The organism is Agarivorans sp. 1_MG-2023, from assembly GCF_030548385.1.
In the GTDB taxonomy this organism is placed as follows: domain Bacteria; phylum Pseudomonadota; class Gammaproteobacteria; order Enterobacterales; family Celerinatantimonadaceae; genus Agarivorans.
In genome coordinates this window covers 141,400-157,126 of sequence record NZ_JAUOSJ010000003.1, presented here as the reverse complement: position 1 = coordinate 157,126, position 15,727 = coordinate 141,400, and the positions used below count along the sequence as shown (strand labels likewise).

Annotated in this window: 15 protein-coding genes and 1 tRNA gene; 6 read left to right on the top strand and 10 right to left on the bottom strand. The window is 45.0% G+C overall.

The genetic code is table 11. The annotated features are described in order from the left end of the window. Nucleotides 1-97 precede the first annotated feature (97 nt). Entirely contained in the window at nucleotides 98-763 is a 666-nt protein-coding gene (locus Q4592_RS05045; protein WP_303510558.1) for an HAD family phosphatase, read from the top strand. Between the two features lie 62 nt (nucleotides 764-825). Here the strand turns inward: Q4592_RS05045 and bfr (Q4592_RS05040) are convergent, their stop codons facing one another. From bfr (Q4592_RS05040) to Q4592_RS05025, 4 genes are all read right to left on the bottom strand, one after another. Beyond that, a complete protein-coding gene (gene bfr, locus Q4592_RS05040) occupies nucleotides 826-1,293 on the bottom strand; it encodes a bacterioferritin (protein WP_137671832.1) in 468 nt (155 codons plus the stop codon). Next, entirely contained in the window at nucleotides 1,293-1,772 is a 480-nt protein-coding gene (gene bfr / locus Q4592_RS05035) for a bacterioferritin (protein WP_137671833.1), read from the bottom strand. The genes bfr (Q4592_RS05040) and bfr (Q4592_RS05035) overlap by 1 nt, the downstream gene beginning before the upstream one ends. 442 nt (nucleotides 1,773-2,214) lie before the next feature. Continuing rightward, nucleotides 2,215-2,904 (bottom strand): monofunctional biosynthetic peptidoglycan transglycosylase, encoded by a 690-nt coding sequence (gene mtgA / locus Q4592_RS05030; protein ID WP_303510552.1) that lies wholly within the window; start codon nucleotides 2,902-2,904, stop codon nucleotides 2,215-2,217. A gap of 54 nt (nucleotides 2,905-2,958) precedes the next feature. Continuing rightward, a complete protein-coding gene (locus Q4592_RS05025) occupies nucleotides 2,959-4,155 on the bottom strand; it encodes a benzoate/H(+) symporter BenE family transporter (RefSeq protein ID WP_303510549.1) in 1,197 nt (398 codons plus the stop codon). A gap of 117 nt (nucleotides 4,156-4,272) precedes the next feature. Here Q4592_RS05025 and Q4592_RS05020 point away from each other — a divergent pair, with 117 nt between their 5' ends. Next, a complete protein-coding gene (locus tag Q4592_RS05020; RefSeq protein ID WP_303510546.1) occupies nucleotides 4,273-4,842 on the top strand; it encodes a helix-turn-helix domain-containing protein in 570 nt (189 codons plus the stop codon). 64 nt (nucleotides 4,843-4,906) lie between these two features. Here the strand turns inward: Q4592_RS05020 and Q4592_RS05015 are convergent. After that, a tRNA-Phe gene (locus Q4592_RS05015) sits at nucleotides 4,907-4,982 on the bottom strand. Between the two features lie 342 nt (nucleotides 4,983-5,324). Between Q4592_RS05015 and Q4592_RS05010 the strand changes: the two genes are divergently transcribed. The 3 genes from Q4592_RS05010 to Q4592_RS05000 all read left to right on the top strand — a co-directional run bounded on the left by Q4592_RS05010 (nucleotide 5,325) and on the right by Q4592_RS05000 (nucleotide 8,854). Continuing rightward, nucleotides 5,325-6,692, top strand: a complete 1,368-nt coding sequence (locus tag Q4592_RS05010; RefSeq protein WP_303510542.1) for an L-serine ammonia-lyase — start codon at nucleotides 5,325-5,327, stop codon at nucleotides 6,690-6,692. Nucleotides 6,693-6,871: 179 nt separating this feature from the next. Further along, on the top strand, nucleotides 6,872-7,321 hold the full coding sequence (locus tag Q4592_RS05005; protein WP_303510538.1) for a Fur family transcriptional regulator: 450 nt from the start codon (nucleotides 6,872-6,874) through the stop codon (nucleotides 7,319-7,321). An 87-nt stretch (nucleotides 7,322-7,408) separates the two neighbouring features. After that, nucleotides 7,409-8,854: a peptidoglycan DD-metalloendopeptidase family protein gene (locus Q4592_RS05000; protein WP_303510535.1), complete on the top strand. Its 1,446-nt coding sequence runs from the start codon at nucleotides 7,409-7,411 to the stop codon at nucleotides 8,852-8,854. Between the two features lie 78 nt (nucleotides 8,855-8,932). On the opposite strand, the gene Q4592_RS04995 is transcribed toward Q4592_RS05000, so the two are convergent. Both Q4592_RS04995 and Q4592_RS04990 read right to left on the bottom strand, forming a co-directional pair. Continuing rightward, nucleotides 8,933-10,018 (bottom strand): BamA/TamA family outer membrane protein, encoded by a 1,086-nt coding sequence (locus tag Q4592_RS04995; protein WP_303510533.1) that lies wholly within the window; start codon nucleotides 10,016-10,018, stop codon nucleotides 8,933-8,935. Between the two features lie 57 nt (nucleotides 10,019-10,075). Continuing rightward, nucleotides 10,076-10,429 (bottom strand): glycine zipper family protein, encoded by a 354-nt coding sequence (locus Q4592_RS04990; RefSeq protein WP_303510530.1) that lies wholly within the window; start codon nucleotides 10,427-10,429, stop codon nucleotides 10,076-10,078. Between the two features lie 292 nt (nucleotides 10,430-10,721). On the opposite strand from Q4592_RS04990, the gene Q4592_RS04985 reads away from it, so the two are divergent. Beyond that, nucleotides 10,722-10,850 (top strand): hypothetical protein, encoded by a 129-nt coding sequence (locus tag Q4592_RS04985; protein WP_303510529.1) that lies wholly within the window; start codon nucleotides 10,722-10,724, stop codon nucleotides 10,848-10,850. A 72-nt stretch (nucleotides 10,851-10,922) separates the two neighbouring features. Here the strand turns inward: Q4592_RS04985 and edd are convergent, their stop codons facing one another. Genes edd through Q4592_RS04970 form a run of 3 tightly spaced genes read right to left on the bottom strand, consistent with a single transcriptional unit; the run spans nucleotide 10,923 to nucleotide 15,716 of the window. Next, complete coding sequence (edd, locus tag Q4592_RS04980) at nucleotides 10,923-12,728, bottom strand: phosphogluconate dehydratase (protein ID WP_303510528.1); 1,806 nt, start codon at nucleotides 12,726-12,728, stop codon at nucleotides 10,923-10,925. Beyond that, nucleotides 12,725-13,264 (bottom strand): gluconokinase, encoded by a 540-nt coding sequence (locus tag Q4592_RS04975; RefSeq protein ID WP_303510526.1) that lies wholly within the window; start codon nucleotides 13,262-13,264, stop codon nucleotides 12,725-12,727. Before Q4592_RS04975 ends, edd begins: the two co-directional genes overlap by 4 nt. Next, nucleotides 13,251-15,716: an amylo-alpha-1,6-glucosidase gene (locus Q4592_RS04970; RefSeq protein ID WP_303510524.1), complete on the bottom strand. Its 2,466-nt coding sequence runs from the start codon at nucleotides 15,714-15,716 to the stop codon at nucleotides 13,251-13,253. Before Q4592_RS04970 ends, Q4592_RS04975 begins: the two co-directional genes overlap by 14 nt. Nucleotides 15,717-15,727 lie beyond the last annotated feature (11 nt).

Here is a 15,727-nt window from a genome sequence, read left to right as displayed (position 1 = left end):
GGCCTTTTCTTTATCTGCTTCACCCAATATCATTGAATCTCCCCCAACAATTTATCTAGCATGGCAATTAGCAGCCTTGAAAATGGAAGACGTTTGAGTGGACCTACATATATTTGATTTAGACGATACCCTTATAGCGGGTGATAGTGGAGTGTTGTGGCATCAGTACCTAGTAGAACAAGGTATTGTCACTCAAGCTGGTTTCTTAGCGCAGGATGCCGCCATGATGGAGCAGTACGCCCAGGGAGAGCTGGCACTTGAAGAGTACATCCGTTTTAGCCTCAGTCCTATTCAATCACTTAGCTGTAGTCAAATAGATCGGTTAGTCGAAGACTTTGTACAGCAACACATTCGACAGATTATTTACCCTGAAGGTCAAAAGCTAATCCATGATCTCCTTTACCAGCAACATCAGGTGCTTATTATCTCTGCAACGGTAAGCTTTATTGTCAAAAAAGTCGCCAAGCAGCTAGGCGTAAAAGACTTTCTAGGGGTAGATTTAAAGCTCAAAAATGGCAGCTATAGTGAACATATTGAAGGTGTAGCCAGCTTTAGAGAAGGTAAGGTAATTCGTTTACTCGAATGGCAGCAAAGCAAGCAACAAGCTTACCAGCGTAGCTACTTTTATTCTGATTCTATTAACGACCGAGCGTTATTGGAACATGTAGACAAGGCCTATGTGGTAAACCCCTGCCCTAAACTAAAACAACTTGCTATGGAGAAACCGTGGTCAATGTTGAGTTGGAAGCTACAGAAAACATAGTAGTGAAACATACAAAAAAGCCGAAAGCATCTGCTTTCGGCTTCTAAATAAAACCAGTAATTTTACAGCTGGCTTTGCATATAATTTTGTAATCCAATCTTGTTAATTAAACCAAGCTGTTGTTCCAGCCAGTAAGCATGGTCCATTTCAGTATCGTCAATTAAGGTTTGCAACATGTTACGCGTTACATAGTCTTGTTTGGTTTCGCACAAGGCCATCGTTTCTTTCAGCAAGGCATCAACCTCATATTCAACTTTAAGGTCGTTCTCCAGCATACTTGGTACGTCTTTACCAATGCGTAAAGGCTCACGCTGACTTAAATCAGGAGTACCTTCCAAAAACAAAATTCTCTGGATCAACAACGAAGCATGACCTTTCTCATCATCAAACTCATGGTCGATTCGCTCATAAAGTTTATTTAGTCCCCAATCTTCGTACATACGAGAGTGGATAAAGTATTGATCCATTGCTGTTAGTTCATTCATTAACAGGCGATTTAACGCGTCAATTACTTCACTATTACCCTTCATTAGTCGTCTCCTTCAGTAATTTGAGCAGCTAAGTAATTTTCAATGCCCATCTTATCAATTTGATATTGCTGAGTTTCAATCCAATCAACATGGTCTTCTTCGTAATCTAGAATTTCTTCTAATAAATCACGACTTACAAAATCTTTGGCAGCTTCACAACTGGCAATAGCATCTTTTAGTACCGGAAGCTGCTCAAGCTGAAAGTCCATATCGCATTGCAACATCTCTTCCGTTGATTCACCAATCCGCAATGTACCCAACATATGAGCATGAGGTAAGCCTTCTAGGAACAATATGCGTTCCATAATTTTGTCGGCTTGTTTCATATCTTTAATCGACTTTTTATAGTTCTTCTCATTGAGCGCTTCTAAGCCCCAATTGCGGTACATTCTGGCGTGTAAAAAGTACTGATTAATTGATGTGAGTTCGGTAGTTAACACCTTATTTAGTAAGGCTATTATGCTCGGATCGGCTTTCATTTCTTCACTCCATACTGCCATTTAAGCTATCGAAAAAGTATACACCTATCCAAATAATTTCGCATATTATATTTACATTTCATTAACTTACGATAAAAGTAATAACAAGCGTTATCATTTAGATTTAAATCACAATAAGTAATCGTGTCGCATTTAACCCCTTATGAGTTAACGATCACAGTGTTATTAATCGTACAAAAAAACAGCAAAGAAAATTGATCTAAGACAAGTTGATAAGTTCAGTATTCACTGGCGCTTGAGTATAATTATTAGTGAATTATTTCCAAGGATGGCTAAACACAAGTGAGGTCATTATGTTCATCGGATTCCTAAAAACGCTGTCTAAAGCTACTCTCATTTCTTTATCGATTTTCTTAATTTTGCTGGCGCTTAAGTTGTCGTCGCAGTTCGCTATAGGTTTGTACCAGGCAGCCTTATAACGTTACTTTATAAAACTGAGGTATGCGCCACCGAGTTGGCGCATTTGCTGTTGAATCCAGATAACTCGCTTTTGCATGTATGGCGTTTTTGGCCACAAACTGTAACGATAGGGGCTAGGTAATAAGGCTGCCAAACTAGCAGATTGATAATGGCTTAAACTGGCAGCAGGCTGCTTAAAATAATGCTTGCTGGCAGCTTCTACTCCGTAGATACCAGGTCCAAACTCGGCCACATTGAGATAAATTTCAAGTATTCGTTGTTTGGGTAAATTCAACTCAAGCAGCAGACTAAAGCCAGCTTCAAAAGCTTTTCGCCAATAGCTCTGAGCAGGCCACAACCAAAGGTTCTTAGCGGTTTGTTGGGTTATGGTACTCGCGCCACGCAACTTGCCACCTTGCTGATTATTCTTAAACGCCGTCATGATAGCAGAATAATCCACACCCCAATGCTGGGGGAAACGCTGATCCTCTGCCGCCACCACAGCTAACACCATACTCGGCGAAATCGCATTCAGATTTCGCCATTGATGAGCAACATCCTCCGGATAACTGCTGGGTGGGTATACGCTTCTATGCAATCGCCAAGACCACATCGGGGGATCGATCCAGCGTAAGCTCAATACCATTAGTTCAGCAGTCACCATGAATATAAGCAAACCGTAGCCAATCTTAGCCGCTATTTTTATCAGCATATTGTTTACATATAGTCTTGAGTCAACTCATCACCTTAGTATACCTAAATGGTCTTAGGTTCCACCTGTTTCAGTCTTCATTAACTGCTTTTTCTTACTAACAGCTTGCGTGAAATAATGCACCAACATGCCTAAGCTTAACCCCCAAAATGCGCTGCCAATACCAAAGAAACTCACCGAAGAAGCAGTTAATAAAAAGGTGCATATCGCCGCTTCCCTACCCTCTACATCAGCCAGTGCACCAGCCAAACTATTGGCAATAGTGCTTAATAGCGCTAAACCAGCTACTGCTGCTACGAGCTCTTGAGGAAATGCCGCAAATAAACTCACCACCGTTGCTCCTAACAAGCCAATAGCGATATAGAAAATACCAGCCCAAATAGACGCTAGGTAACGCTTACTTGGATCACTATCGGCCTCCTTACCCATGCAAATAGACGCAGTAATGGCTGAAAGGTTAAACGCGAAACCTCCAAAGGGCGCTAGAACCAAGCCAGTAACGCCAGTCCAAGTGATGATAGGTGAAATGGCAGGGCGATAGCCATTACCGTGCAAAGCGGCTATTCCCGGCATATTTTGTGAAGCCATGGTCACAACAAACAAAGGTAAACCAACGCCAATCAGCGCCTGCCAAGAAAAATATGGGTTTACCCATTCGGGCTTAGCAAGCTGAAAACTCACTGACGATAAATCTAACAAACCTAGTTGATAAGCTACGCCGCATCCCACCAACAAAGTTAGCAACATGACATAACGCGGAGCAATATGGCGACCAATGAGATAACACGCAATCATAGCCACTACCAAGATTAACTGGCTCTCTAAAGCACTAAACAATTGCAAACTAAACTGCAGTAATACCCCGGCTAGCATGGCCGAAGCTAAAGACTGGGGGATCCAGCGAATCAACTTATCGATAAAGCCGCTCAATCCGCTCAGAGTGATCAGCAAAGAACTAAACAAAAATGCGCCAATCGCTTCGTTAATCGACAAACCTTGTAAACTAGTTACCAGCAAGGCCGCTCCCGGCGTCGACCAGGCAGTAAGAATTGGCTTTTTGCTATACCAAGATAAGCCAATGCTGCTCAGCCCCATGCCCACTCCCAAGGCCCATAACCAAGAGCTTATTTGCTGCTCACTGGCTCCTGCCGCAGCAGCAGCTTGAAACACAATCACCGCCGAGCTGGTATAGCCAACCAACACCACAATAAAACCCGCTGAAACACGGGAAGCAACAAACCAGTCACGCATTGTTAAGCACTCCTTTTGCTAGTTAACCTTGTGTGCGCTATAGCGCACAGTGTGGACAAGCCTAGCACTTGTGCGTTATAACGTACAAATTATTTTTTGAATTCATTAGGTGGCTAATTGCACGCGCTCAACCAATACCTCGCTCAAGCCTTAAAAACACAACGTCAACAAAAAAAGTGGAGCTTAGACACCGCAGCCAAACAAACTGGCGTGAGTAAAGCCATGCTAGGCCAAATAGAGCGTGGGGAATCTAGCCCTACTATTGCCACCTTGTGGAAAATAGCGGGAGGCTTTTCTACTTCACTGTCTACCTTTTTAGAGCCCAGTATCAGTGAACAAAGTTCGCTACAAATAAGAACAGCTGACCAGCTTCGTCAACAACCTGCCAGCGACAACATGCTAGTAGCGACTCTATTTCCCTATGAAGAAAAATACGGCTTTGAGATGTACGAGCTCACCCTATTAACGGGTTATCAACGCGTATCCGAGCCTCACGAACCGGGTGTGAGCGAGCATATCATTGTAATAAGCGGAGAAATGGAAGTACTGGTTAACAGGCAATGGCTAAGCTTGCAAAAAGGCCAAGCGCTTCGCTTTGCAGCGGATCAAGAACATGGTTATAGAAATTTGCACCCGCAAACAGCGGTATTTCACGACATCATTCATTATCCAAATACAGGTAACTAAGGTGTCATTATTTTCTAGGGGACGGAAATGAAAAAAGCCTGCTAAAAAGCAGGCTTTTAAAAGGTGGTGCCCGGAGGCGGAATCGAACCACCGACACGAGGATTTTCAATCCTCTGCTCTACCGACTGAGCTATCCGGGCAACGGCGGCTATTAAACGTTTTTAGCCTAAACAAGTCAACCGCTTTTTCCAAAATTAGTGTTGAGTGACCACAAAGCGAGCAAAGCTTCTAAAAATCCACCAATCTAAGCCACCTTTATTAAATATTTACACATTCTAAGTCTGTTTAGCGTAAAACCCTCAAAAATCAGTTTACCGAATCACGCTTTCTCATTACCCTAGGCGCCGCTATTCACTAGCCATAAATTGTAGCCACCAGCCGTTTTACCCTTTAAGGCTTAAAACCGCCTAATCCTATAGATTTATCAGCTAATTTTTAGGGCAGAAGTCACGTGCTTCTGCCTTTTTTATTCGAGAGAATTGATGCTTAGTATTTTTGATGTGTTTAAGGTGGGTATAGGCCCATCTAGCTCACACACCGTTGGGCCGATGATTGCCGCTCATAACTTTATTCAACAGTTAACCCAAGCCCAGATACTTAAACAAGTAGATAGCATTACCGTTGATGTATATGGATCCTTGTCGTTAACAGGCAAAGGCCACCACACTGACACAGCCATTATTATGGGATTAGCAGGAAACCTACCCCACAATGTAGATATCGATGCTATTGCAGGCTTTGTACAACACTTAGAACAAACCGCAATACTTAAGGTAGCCAACAACCAACACCAAGTGGCGTTTCCTGCTAAGGCATTAACTTTTCATTCCACTTGTTTGCCGTTACACGAAAACGGCATGGTGATTCATGCTTGGCAAGGCAACCTGAACATCAAATCGATAACCTACTACTCTACTGGCGGTGGCTTTGTAGTAGAAGAACAACACTTTGGCCAAACAAACACGCAAACAATTAGCGTGCCTTTTCCTTATAATTCAGCAGCTTCCTTGTTGGAGCAATGCCGCAAAAACGGAATGTCGATAAGTGGCTTAGTTCGTGCCAATGAACGAGCATTTAACTCTCAAACCATCATCAACCAACAAACCAGCACACTTTGGCAAACCATGTCACAAGCCATCGACCGAGGTTGCAAAACCGAAGGCATACTGGCAGGTCCGTTACGCGTGCCACGGCGAGCAGCTTCTTTGCTACGCCAACTAAAAGGGCGCGGTTCAATGAGCAAAGACCCTATGGACATTATCGATTGGGTGAATTTGTTTGCTTTAGCGGTTAGTGAAGAAAACGCCGCTGGCGGCCGAGTGGTAACCGCCCCCACCAATGGCGCAGCGGGTATAATCCCCGCGGTTTTGGCTTACTATAACAAGTTCATTGAACCCTTAAATGAAGAAACCGTTCAACGTTTTTTGATGTGTTCAGGTGCGATTGGCATTTTGTATAAAACCAATGCGTCGGTATCGGGTGCAGAAGTTGGTTGCCAAGGCGAAGTGGGTGTTGCCTGCTCCATGGCTGCTGCGGGTTTAGCAGAGCTACTTGGCGGTAGCCCTATGCAAGTCTGTGAAGCGGCGGAAATTGGTATGGAACACAATTTGGGCCTAACCTGCGATCCAGTTGCTGGCCAAGTACAAGTGCCGTGTATTGAGCGTAACGCGATTGCCGCAGTAAAAGCGATTAACTCAAGCCGCATGGCGTTGAGGCGAACCAATGAGTCTCGCGTATCCCTCGATAGAGTCATCGAAACCATGTATGCCACCGGTAAAGACATGAACGCCAAATACCGCGAAACTTCACAAGGCGGTTTAGCGATTAAAGTGGCGATGACATGTAGCTAAACAACGACGGTTTTTAATCCAGCCTTTACAAAGACTTAAATACTGAGCTAACAATCACAAACAGCCCTTTCAATAGGGCTTGTAGCTTGCCAAACCACGACCAATGTTATAATGTAACGCTCAAATTTTGAGGGTGTTCACAGCTCCCCTTGCTAACCCTTGTTTTTACTCGGTATTTCATGATTACTGCTAATTATATACAACGCGTAAGTGATTACTGTCATCAGCAGAAACTCAAGCTCACTCCTAATCGTGCCGCCGTGTTAGCCATTTTACATAAACAAAATGCACCACTTAGCGCCTACGACGTACTCGCAGAGCTGCAACAGCAGCAGCCTAAAACCAAACCGCCAACGGTTTATCGAGCTCTAGAATTTTTAATTCAGCATCACTTCATTCAGCATATTGAATCTACAAGTCGTTACTTAGTAAGCCAGCAGCAAGAGAGCTTTGCACCGCACCCCTTACTTATATGTACCGATTGTAAAAGTGTGACTCAAATGAATTTATCCAGTGAGCTAAAGCTAGAGTTAGATCATTTTGCAGGGCAACAAGGGTTTAGCCTGCATCCTCAAAGTTACGAATTTCAAGGCTTATGCGCCAGCTGCCAACCTAGGCAGAGCGCATGAATATAGCACTGATAATGGCGAACATCGCCACTGAAAACACTATAACAACAGCTGCGTTAAGACAGCGTTTAATAGGTAAAAGACACTATGTTTAACAGTAAAGCCCAACTGTTTGGCCGCCCGAGCAGGCTGCCCAACAAACATTGGCAACTTATTTTGGCCTGCGGTGCCGTTATTACTATCGCAAGCTTTTGGCCCTCGTCAAAAACCACCTCATCAAGTGCGGGTTCTCGCCAACTGATCGAGCTGCCACAAAACAGCTTCACTAAGCAAAACGATGGTTTAGTTTTCGACTTAAGCAGTAGCTCACGTGAAGCTATTGATTTAGTGAAACAAAAACCTCGCCCAGAGCCCAGTTCAGCGCAGTTTAAACAGCCAGCAGTAAACACTAGCAAGCCACAAGCAGACTCAGCTGTTCAATCACCAGAGTCCACTACCGCGTCAAACAGCGAGCCACTAGTTGGCGGCGTACGCAGTTACCAGTACACCATCAAAGATGGTGATACTTTAGGTAAGATTTTCACCCGTTTCGAGATAACGCAAACCACAATGTATCAAGTATTAGAAGCTGACATCTCGGTGTTGGCACTTGATACTCTAAGCCCAGGGCATGAACTTACCTTTACTATCGATCATGACAAACAGGAGCTACAAGCTCTGCAACTTGCTTTTAACCCAGCTCAACAAATTGTCTTTAAGCGTGTCGATCCCACGACCTTTGAATACGAAACCGTTAGCATTGAAGGCCAATGGCAAAAACAAGCCATTAGCGGCACCATTGAAGGCAGCTTTTACGTATCTGCCCGTAAAGCCGGATTAAGTCCAAGTGAAGTTGAACAAGTGGCCACCATGTTCAAAGACAAAATTCGTTTTTCACGTGATTTTCGAGCGGGTGATGTATTCCAAGTGGTAAGAAACCGCCAATACATTGATGATGAGTTAACCGGTCAGAGCGAAATTAGCGCGGTGCGCATGTTTAATCGTGGCAATGAATATAGCGCTTACCTATTTAGTAACGGCAACTACTACGATAAAGATGGCGAAAGCCTTGCACGAGCCTTTATGCGGGTACCATTAAAACGTGCCCAACGAGTTAGCTCCGGGTTTAACCCTCGTCGCAAGCACCCGGTAACAGGGCGAATATCCCCGCACAACGGTACTGATTTCCCAGTAGCCATTGGCACCCCGGTACTCGCAGCAGGCGATGGTGTGGTGACTCGAATAGAAAACCATCCTTATGCCGGTAAATACTTAGTGATTCAACACGGCGGTAAATATCGCTCGCGCTACCTGCACTTAAACAAATTTAAAGTACGAAAAGGTCAGCGAGTCACACGTGGTCAAGTCATAGCAGAGTCAGGTAACACCGGACGTTCTACTGGCCCTCACCTACATTATGAATTCCACATAAATGGCCGTGCGGTAAACGCGATGACGGCTAAAATCCCGCTGGCATCGGCGATTGATAAACAAGAGCTAACAGCCTTTAATAAGCTGGTGAAAGACATGAATCAGTTAATTAAAACCGGCTAAATAAGCTAGCTGAACAATAAACTTAAAACGGAGCGTAGTGCTCCGTTTTTTATTTCAGATTTACCATACATTTAAACGCTACCATGCTGAGCCAAACTGCAAATACACAGCGGTGTCGTTTTTATGCTGCGCAATATCAATGCCCCATTTCAAACCTAATTGGCGAGCGATTAAGTGTCTGAACCCACCACCATAAATGGTTTGTAACTCGCTATCTTGGCCTTGATTATAAGCTGAGCCTGCGCCCGTAAAACCAATCAATTCCCAGCGCTTATTTAGCGCGTAGGCAAGTTCTACTTCAGCAGACGCTACCTGCTCACCTTGATAGCGCATCGCCGGGATACCGCGAATATCAATAAAAGGAAGCTCCCAAGCAGGCGCCCCCTCACTAACTGCGGTAGCAACCACACGGCCAGAGACTCGCCACTTATCCGACAACGTTTGATAAGCATTAATGTACGAGTTAAATCGAGTAAAATCGTGGTCGCCCCCAGCATAGCTGCCGTGTTCAGACACTTTTACACGAGCCTTAATACCGTTGTTTGGCGAAAACTGGTTGTCTAAGGATTCATACAGCAAGCCATAAGAAAAAGCCGCATCTCTAGACTCAGTTTTACCCACACCTTCAAAGTTTAAATCACCACCACTCAGCTTGTAGCCCCCATTCACAAACCAGTTACTGTTGGCGATACGAATATCTAGGTCATGCTGAGTAAGAAATCCATCGGCGGTCATTTTTACCGGATCTCCCGCGCCGTAAAAATCAATGTTGATTAAGCCTTGGAATATGCCCCCTTCATAACGAATGCCATCGTTGAGCCAGTTACCGGAGTGGAAGGCTCCAAAGAACTGGGTACCATTGTTGGTACCGCCACCCACAATGCCAGAAACGCTCGGCGAGATAGTTGTTGCAGTATTCGTTCGTCGGCGTTCCTCTTTTTGCTCTTCAGTTTCGTGGAAAAAAATGGCACCTAATAGCCCGCCATTACCAATAGCAGGATCGGTAATTAGCGCAGGAAACAGCAAAAATCCGTGGGCATTCTCTAAGGCCCATTCAGAGACATCTAGCTTACCATCTACAGGGTCGCGAAATTGATCCCAGGTTGATTTAGCGCTAACCGTTCCCGCGAGCAGGGCTAAGCTCCAAACATATTTTTTTAACATGCGGATACACTCAAAGAGAGGCATTGGACGCCAGCCTTAAAAAGGCTAATCATTGGCTTACTCACCGTAAATAAGCTCCGCGTCAATCTCATCATCTAAATGCTGCTGGTAGATATCTTCAACCATTGCATCTTCAACAAACTCGCGCTCATAACGGGCACACTCTTCTTCATCGTAAGCGCCAGCAATCACTCCAGCCCCTGCGCCTATGGCCGCACCATTGCCAGCATTGCCTACAATAGCCCCTGCTACACCACCAATAATCGCGCCATCAACCGCATCAGTAATCACATTACCATCACAGGGATTAGCGCTAACTAAGGCAGTATTAAACACACCGAACACTAAAGCGGCCGCCACAAATGCACGCTGTGAAGATGGCTGTTTACGCTGTTTGTTACTCTTTCTCATGAGACTTCTCTTAAGCAATTGATTTTTATCGCACAAGTGTGGCGATAAGTAAGAGAAATGGAAAATGAGCAGGTTTAAGCTGAGCTTATAGGAAGGAATATTTTGTTACTTCAATAACAGAGCACAGATAGCTGAAGCACCAAAGAAACGATAAGAAAAGGATTACGAAGAACCCAAAATCAGCAAATAAAACAGCCTTGAGTGGGCTAAGCGGGACTTGTTGACGTTAAATTATGAATGAAATTGCCGTTTATGCGGTCTAATGTAATGTAGGTAGCAAGAGGTCGCCTTTATGAACAGAATTACTCTTACTATATTGTTATTGATCCCAATAGCCTTGAGCATTGCGGTAGGTATTAAAGTGAGTCATGGAATTTCGCTAAACTCGCCGTTAGTTGTGCAGAGTCAAGCTAACGCTTAACCTCGCACAGCGTGCCGACACAAGCCAAACAATGGTGTTGGCTAAGCCGTTTCACCTTCTTACTAATATTAACTAATCGAACAATACACTAGCGCCATTTTCGGCACTGCCAATTAAGCGGCGGAATGGTTGAAATAGCTCTCTGCCGGTACCAAAGTGCTGTTGAGTTTTGCTGTCTTGCTCAATCTCTCTCGCACTTAACTGCTGCACATCTAGTTGGCAGTTAAGCGTGCCACTTATTGCATCGAGCTGAATCAAATCTCCATCGCGTAACTTAGCTAATATGCCACCTTTAGCAGTTTCAGGACTTAGATGTAAAGCAGAGGGTATTTTGCCTGAAGCACCCGATAAGCGACCATCTGTTACCAAGGCCACTTTAAAACCTTGTTTCTGAAGGTTACCCAGTATCGGCATCAACTTGTGTAGTTCTGGCATGCCATTGGCTGCAGGCCCGTTATAACGAACCACGACCACCACATCTTGATTCAATAAACCTTTTTGGTAAGCCTCTACCACTTGATGCTGGCAATCAAAGATTTTAGCGGGCGCTGTAATTACTTGCTGGCTCACGGCTACCGCGCTGGTTTTAATCACTGCCCTGCCTAGGTTACCGCTGAGTAATTGTAAGCCACCGTTGTCGGCAAACTGATGCTTATCGGCGGCAATCACGCTGCTATTTAGGCTTTCACTTGCACTACGCCAGCATAGCTCGCCATTCTCCAAATAAGGAGATTGTAAGTAATCGCTAAGCTGGCCATAAATGGTATTCGCATCCATATGCAACAAACCGCGTTGCGCTAACAAACGCAATAAGCAAGGTACCCCGCCCGCATGCTCAAAGGCATTAATATCGGCTGGGCCATTAGGGTACATACTCGAGAGCTGCGGCACTGCTTTAGCCAGTTGCGCAAAATCATCCCAGGTTAATATCAGCCCTGCAGCACGGGCTATCGCTATCATATGCAGGGTGTGATTAGTGCTGCCGCCCGATGCCATTAGCGCAACCAAACCATTCACCAAAGCCTTTTCATCAAGCACTCGATACAAAGGCTGATAATTGGGGCTGCCCATGGCAATTTTTACCATGTGTTTAGCAAGCTGCTCGGTGAGTTTTTCTCGAAGAGGTGAATTCACTTCAACAAAGGCGCTGCCCGGTAGCATTAATCCCATGGCTTCAAATACCAATTGGTTAGTATTCGCAGTGCCATAAAAGGTACAAGTGCCGGGTGCGTGGTAAGCCTTATTTTCGGTCTCTTGTAAGGCCGATTTATCCAGTTCGCCCGCTGCGTATTGCTGACGAATAGCCACTTTTTGCTCGTTTGAGATCCCGCTAGGCATTGGTCCACTCGGCACAAAAGCCGTAGGTAAATGACCAAAAGACAAAGCGCCTATTAGTTGGCCAGGCGCTATTTTGTCACATACGCCTAACAGCAAGCACCCATCAAAGCCTTGGTGACTTAATCCAATAGCGGTACTTTGAGCAATTAGATCACGCGAATATAAAGACAAATCCATGCCTTCTTGACCTTGGGTAACCCCATCACACATTGCCGGCACGCCACCCGCCACTTGAGCACTGTGGCCCAAGCTCGCCAAGTAATGCTGAATCTTTTGCGGGTATACCGCATACGGTTGATGTGCGCTTAACATGTCGTTATAAGCACTAATAATCGCAATATTTACCCGTGTAAAATCTAGCAAGCGCCCTTTTTGCTGCTCACTACAGGCAGCCACAGCATGTGCTAAATTACCGCAACTTAAACGCGCTCTGGAGCTGCCTTTTGCGGCTTGCTGCTGCATTCGTTGCACATAATCATCACGTAAGGTTTTGCTGCGCTGGCGAATGGTTTGAGTCACTTGCTCAATAATCGAGTTCATGGTTTGTTCGCCTCAGCGAGATGACTCGCGGCATGAATACAACGCTGCATAACCATATCAAAACGCCCGGTTATCGAAACACTCACTACATCGTGCTCCGCAGCTGTAGGTAACTCTAAGTCTTGGAATTGACTGCTTAACAAATCACTGGGCATAAAATGCTGCTCTCGTTGTCGCAAGCGGGTTTCAATTAAGGCTTGCGTGCCGACTAAATGAATAAAGCCCACTGTGCCAGACATTTCTCTCAATTTATCGCGATAGGCTTTTTTTAAGGCTGAGCATACAATCACAACGCTTTGCCCACGCTGGCTAAACGAAGCAGCAGATAGGGTCACTTGTTCTAACCAAGGCCAGCGGTCTTGATCATTAAGTGGCTGGCCGCTTTGCATTTTTTCAATATTACTGGTGGGGTGTAAATCGTCTGCATCTACAAACTGAAAACCCAAACATTCCGCCAGTGCTTTACCAACACTAGACTTTCCAGAGCCGGATACGCCCATAATAATATAAATAATGGGGGGCTTAATGTTCGTCATATTCAACCTTTTTCGCGCGTGTTGTTTGAGCCAAAAGTTCTGTCTCTACACCGCTTAGTGTTACCGTTAGCGAGTAATGCTCACCTGGCGTGAATCCACTGATTAGCAGTGTATTGGTGCTTTTATTCGAGAGGGTAAGTGTAGTACTTTGCGAAACGTTAGCACTTACTGAAATACACTTCTGTATAGCGTTTTCTGGCAGAGCTTGTTGCACAAACTCAATATCAAATGTCGCGCCGCGAAACTCGCGATGAGCCGAGGCATGCAACCATTCTTTGGGTAACTGGGGGCTTACCAGCAAGCCTTCGCTGCAACCGCGCATGCCAAATAATTGTTCAACCAGTAATTGATAAAACCAAGCACTGGTTCCCGTATTAAACAAGTTACTAGAGCGACCAGCAGTACGCGGGTATTGGTAGTAAGCGCCACGATAATAATTTGGCAAATACACCGGAAGCTGACCACGAATACTTAAATCGTCATCCTCATTGGAGGGGATCATTTTTCGCAATACCTTAAAAGCTCGTTCACCCAAACCATTGGCATACAGCGATGCGGCATAAAACGCCGCCGCATGGTTATACACCGAACCATTCTCTGCGCTGCCGGGCCATTTTTGGGTCACTCGGCCAACATCATCGCGCATTTGGGTAAAAGCAGGCGCGCTCATCATTACCCCATAAGGCGTGTCGAGCTGCTCGTCAATCGCTGCCAACATTTGTTGGCTTTGCTGCTGATTAGCGGCTCCACATAATAAGGCCCAGCTTTGAGCATTAAGAAAAATACGCCCTTCAACATCCTTACTTACGCCAAATAATACGCCGTTATCGGTTATCCCTCGGCCATACCACTGCCCGTCCCAAAAATACTGATTAATACGCTGATTAAGTTGTGTGGCATGTTGCTCAAATTGGTTTGCTAACTGAGTTTGCTTAAGCTTCTGGCAAACAGGCACCCACAACTGTAAGGCATAAGAAATGGCTTCAGCTAACCAACCCGACACCCCTTTACCTTGGTAACCCACCATATTCATTGGGTCGCACCAATCACCCTGATCAATATACGGTAAACCTCGCTCATCATTAGCCTCACATAAAAACTGCATCGCCTTAGAAACATGGTCAAATACACTGCTCTGCGTTGCTTGGTCTGCCCACGCTAAAGGCTGCTCCAACAGACTGTAATCATTGGTTTCTTGAAGATAGGCATTTAATACAATAGCCAGCCAAACGGGGTGGTCGGTATGCGGCACCTGATTGATGTATTTCAGCTCTGCTTGCTCACTAAGCAAAATACCATCGGGCATTTCACCACTAAATTGCTGTTGTTGAAGCGCGGTGATTATGGCCTGTTTACAAGCTTGGGGGTTGAGATACACCATGCCCATGGCGTCTTGCAAGTAGTTACGTGTTTGTGGGTCGGTAGTAAGGCGATTGCTATCGCCATGATAAAACACCTGTCTAGGCAACCAATTATTCACAAAGTGATTAAACTGCTGATCGGGTGTGTTCACCTTAATGCAGCCTTCCGCCTGCGAGAAATAATCTTCAGATTCCGCTTTTATTTGCTGCTCATCACTCTGCAAATAGCGTTGATTAAGTTGTTGAATCTCAGCCTTATCTTTAGCGGGCCCAAAACATAAACGCAAACTGTCGCTAGCTTTAGGCGCTAACAAATATTGAAACTGCATAATAGCCGCAGGCAATTCATAATGGGCCTCACCATTAGCAAGGTTACCGCCATGTTGCAGGCTACTAGGGTTATGTAAGCCTCCTTCGCCTTCAAAGGCAGCTTGCGACACTTCATAATAATCAGGAATTCGACTAGCAGACAAAAACGTCAGATCTTTTAGGTGTTGATTTTTGAAGTAATCATCTACTTTCTGGTAAGGGGTTACGCTGCTACATACAATCGCATTTAGCTCAGTGTTGTATTGCCCTCCCATATTCATCCACGAGGCATAACCCACGGGGAAATAAGGTATAAGCGAAATGTCTCTAGCGTGGTTACTTAGATTAACCACGCGTATTTGCCAGAGTTCTAGTACATCATTCGCTGCCAAACTAAGCGTGATAGTGAGCTCGATATCCAGTTTTTCAATTTTCCAGCGAATATCTGCCAAGCCAGGTTCAAATGCATAAGCATCTAAACTTACCCGCATCGGCTCGTAAGGTGCCGAGAACATCTCGCCCGTTTGGTTATCTCTTAAATAAAAAAAGCGCCCCGGGTGATGACTAAAATAAGGCTGCTCGGGCTGCATAAAGCTTTGCGCAGCTAAGTTAGGTACATGGGTGTACTTTCGTGGTTCAGGATCCATATATTGACTCACTGCATAACCACGACAGTTCATGTGCAGCATCATTTTTTTGTTCCACAAATAGGCGGCGCTATTCGGCGCTATGCATGGGTCGTCAAGCTGATAACGCGTTCCGTCTTCAATAAACTTAGCCATGTTTTAACTCT

What these genes read in the sequence shown, in the direction of transcription:
- bfr (WP_137671832.1), bottom strand. Translation starts at nt 1,293, where the DNA reads ATGAAGGGTAATAGTGAAGTAATTGACGCGTTAAATCGCCTGTTAATG.
- bfr (WP_137671833.1), bottom strand. Translation starts at nt 1,772, where the DNA reads ATGAAAGCCGATCCGAGCATAATAGCCTTACTAAATAAGGTGTTAACT.
- mtgA (WP_303510552.1), bottom strand. Translation starts at nt 2,904, where the DNA reads ATGCTGATAAAAATAGCGGCTAAGATTGGCTACGGTTTGCTTATATTC.
- Q4592_RS05025 (WP_303510549.1), bottom strand. Translation starts at nt 4,155, where the DNA reads ATGCGTGACTGGTTTGTTGCTTCCCGTGTTTCAGCGGGTTTTATTGTG.
- Q4592_RS05010 (WP_303510542.1), top strand. Translation starts at nt 5,325, where the DNA reads ATGCTTAGTATTTTTGATGTGTTTAAGGTGGGTATAGGCCCATCTAGC.
- Q4592_RS05005 (WP_303510538.1), top strand. Translation starts at nt 6,872, where the DNA reads ATGATTACTGCTAATTATATACAACGCGTAAGTGATTACTGTCATCAG.
- Q4592_RS05000 (WP_303510535.1), top strand. Translation starts at nt 7,409, where the DNA reads ATGTTTAACAGTAAAGCCCAACTGTTTGGCCGCCCGAGCAGGCTGCCC.
- Q4592_RS04995 (WP_303510533.1), bottom strand. Translation starts at nt 10,018, where the DNA reads ATGTTAAAAAAATATGTTTGGAGCTTAGCCCTGCTCGCGGGAACGGTT.
- Q4592_RS04990 (WP_303510530.1), bottom strand. Translation starts at nt 10,429, where the DNA reads ATGAGAAAGAGTAACAAACAGCGTAAACAGCCATCTTCACAGCGTGCA.
- Q4592_RS04985 (WP_303510529.1), top strand. Translation starts at nt 10,722, where the DNA reads ATGAACAGAATTACTCTTACTATATTGTTATTGATCCCAATAGCCTTG.
- edd (WP_303510528.1), bottom strand. Translation starts at nt 12,728, where the DNA reads ATGAACTCGATTATTGAGCAAGTGACTCAAACCATTCGCCAGCGCAGC.
- Q4592_RS04975 (WP_303510526.1), bottom strand. Translation starts at nt 13,264, where the DNA reads ATGACGAACATTAAGCCCCCCATTATTTATATTATTATGGGCGTATCC.
- Q4592_RS04970 (WP_303510524.1), bottom strand. Translation starts at nt 15,716, where the DNA reads ATGGCTAAGTTTATTGAAGACGGAACGCGTTATCAGCTTGACGACCCA.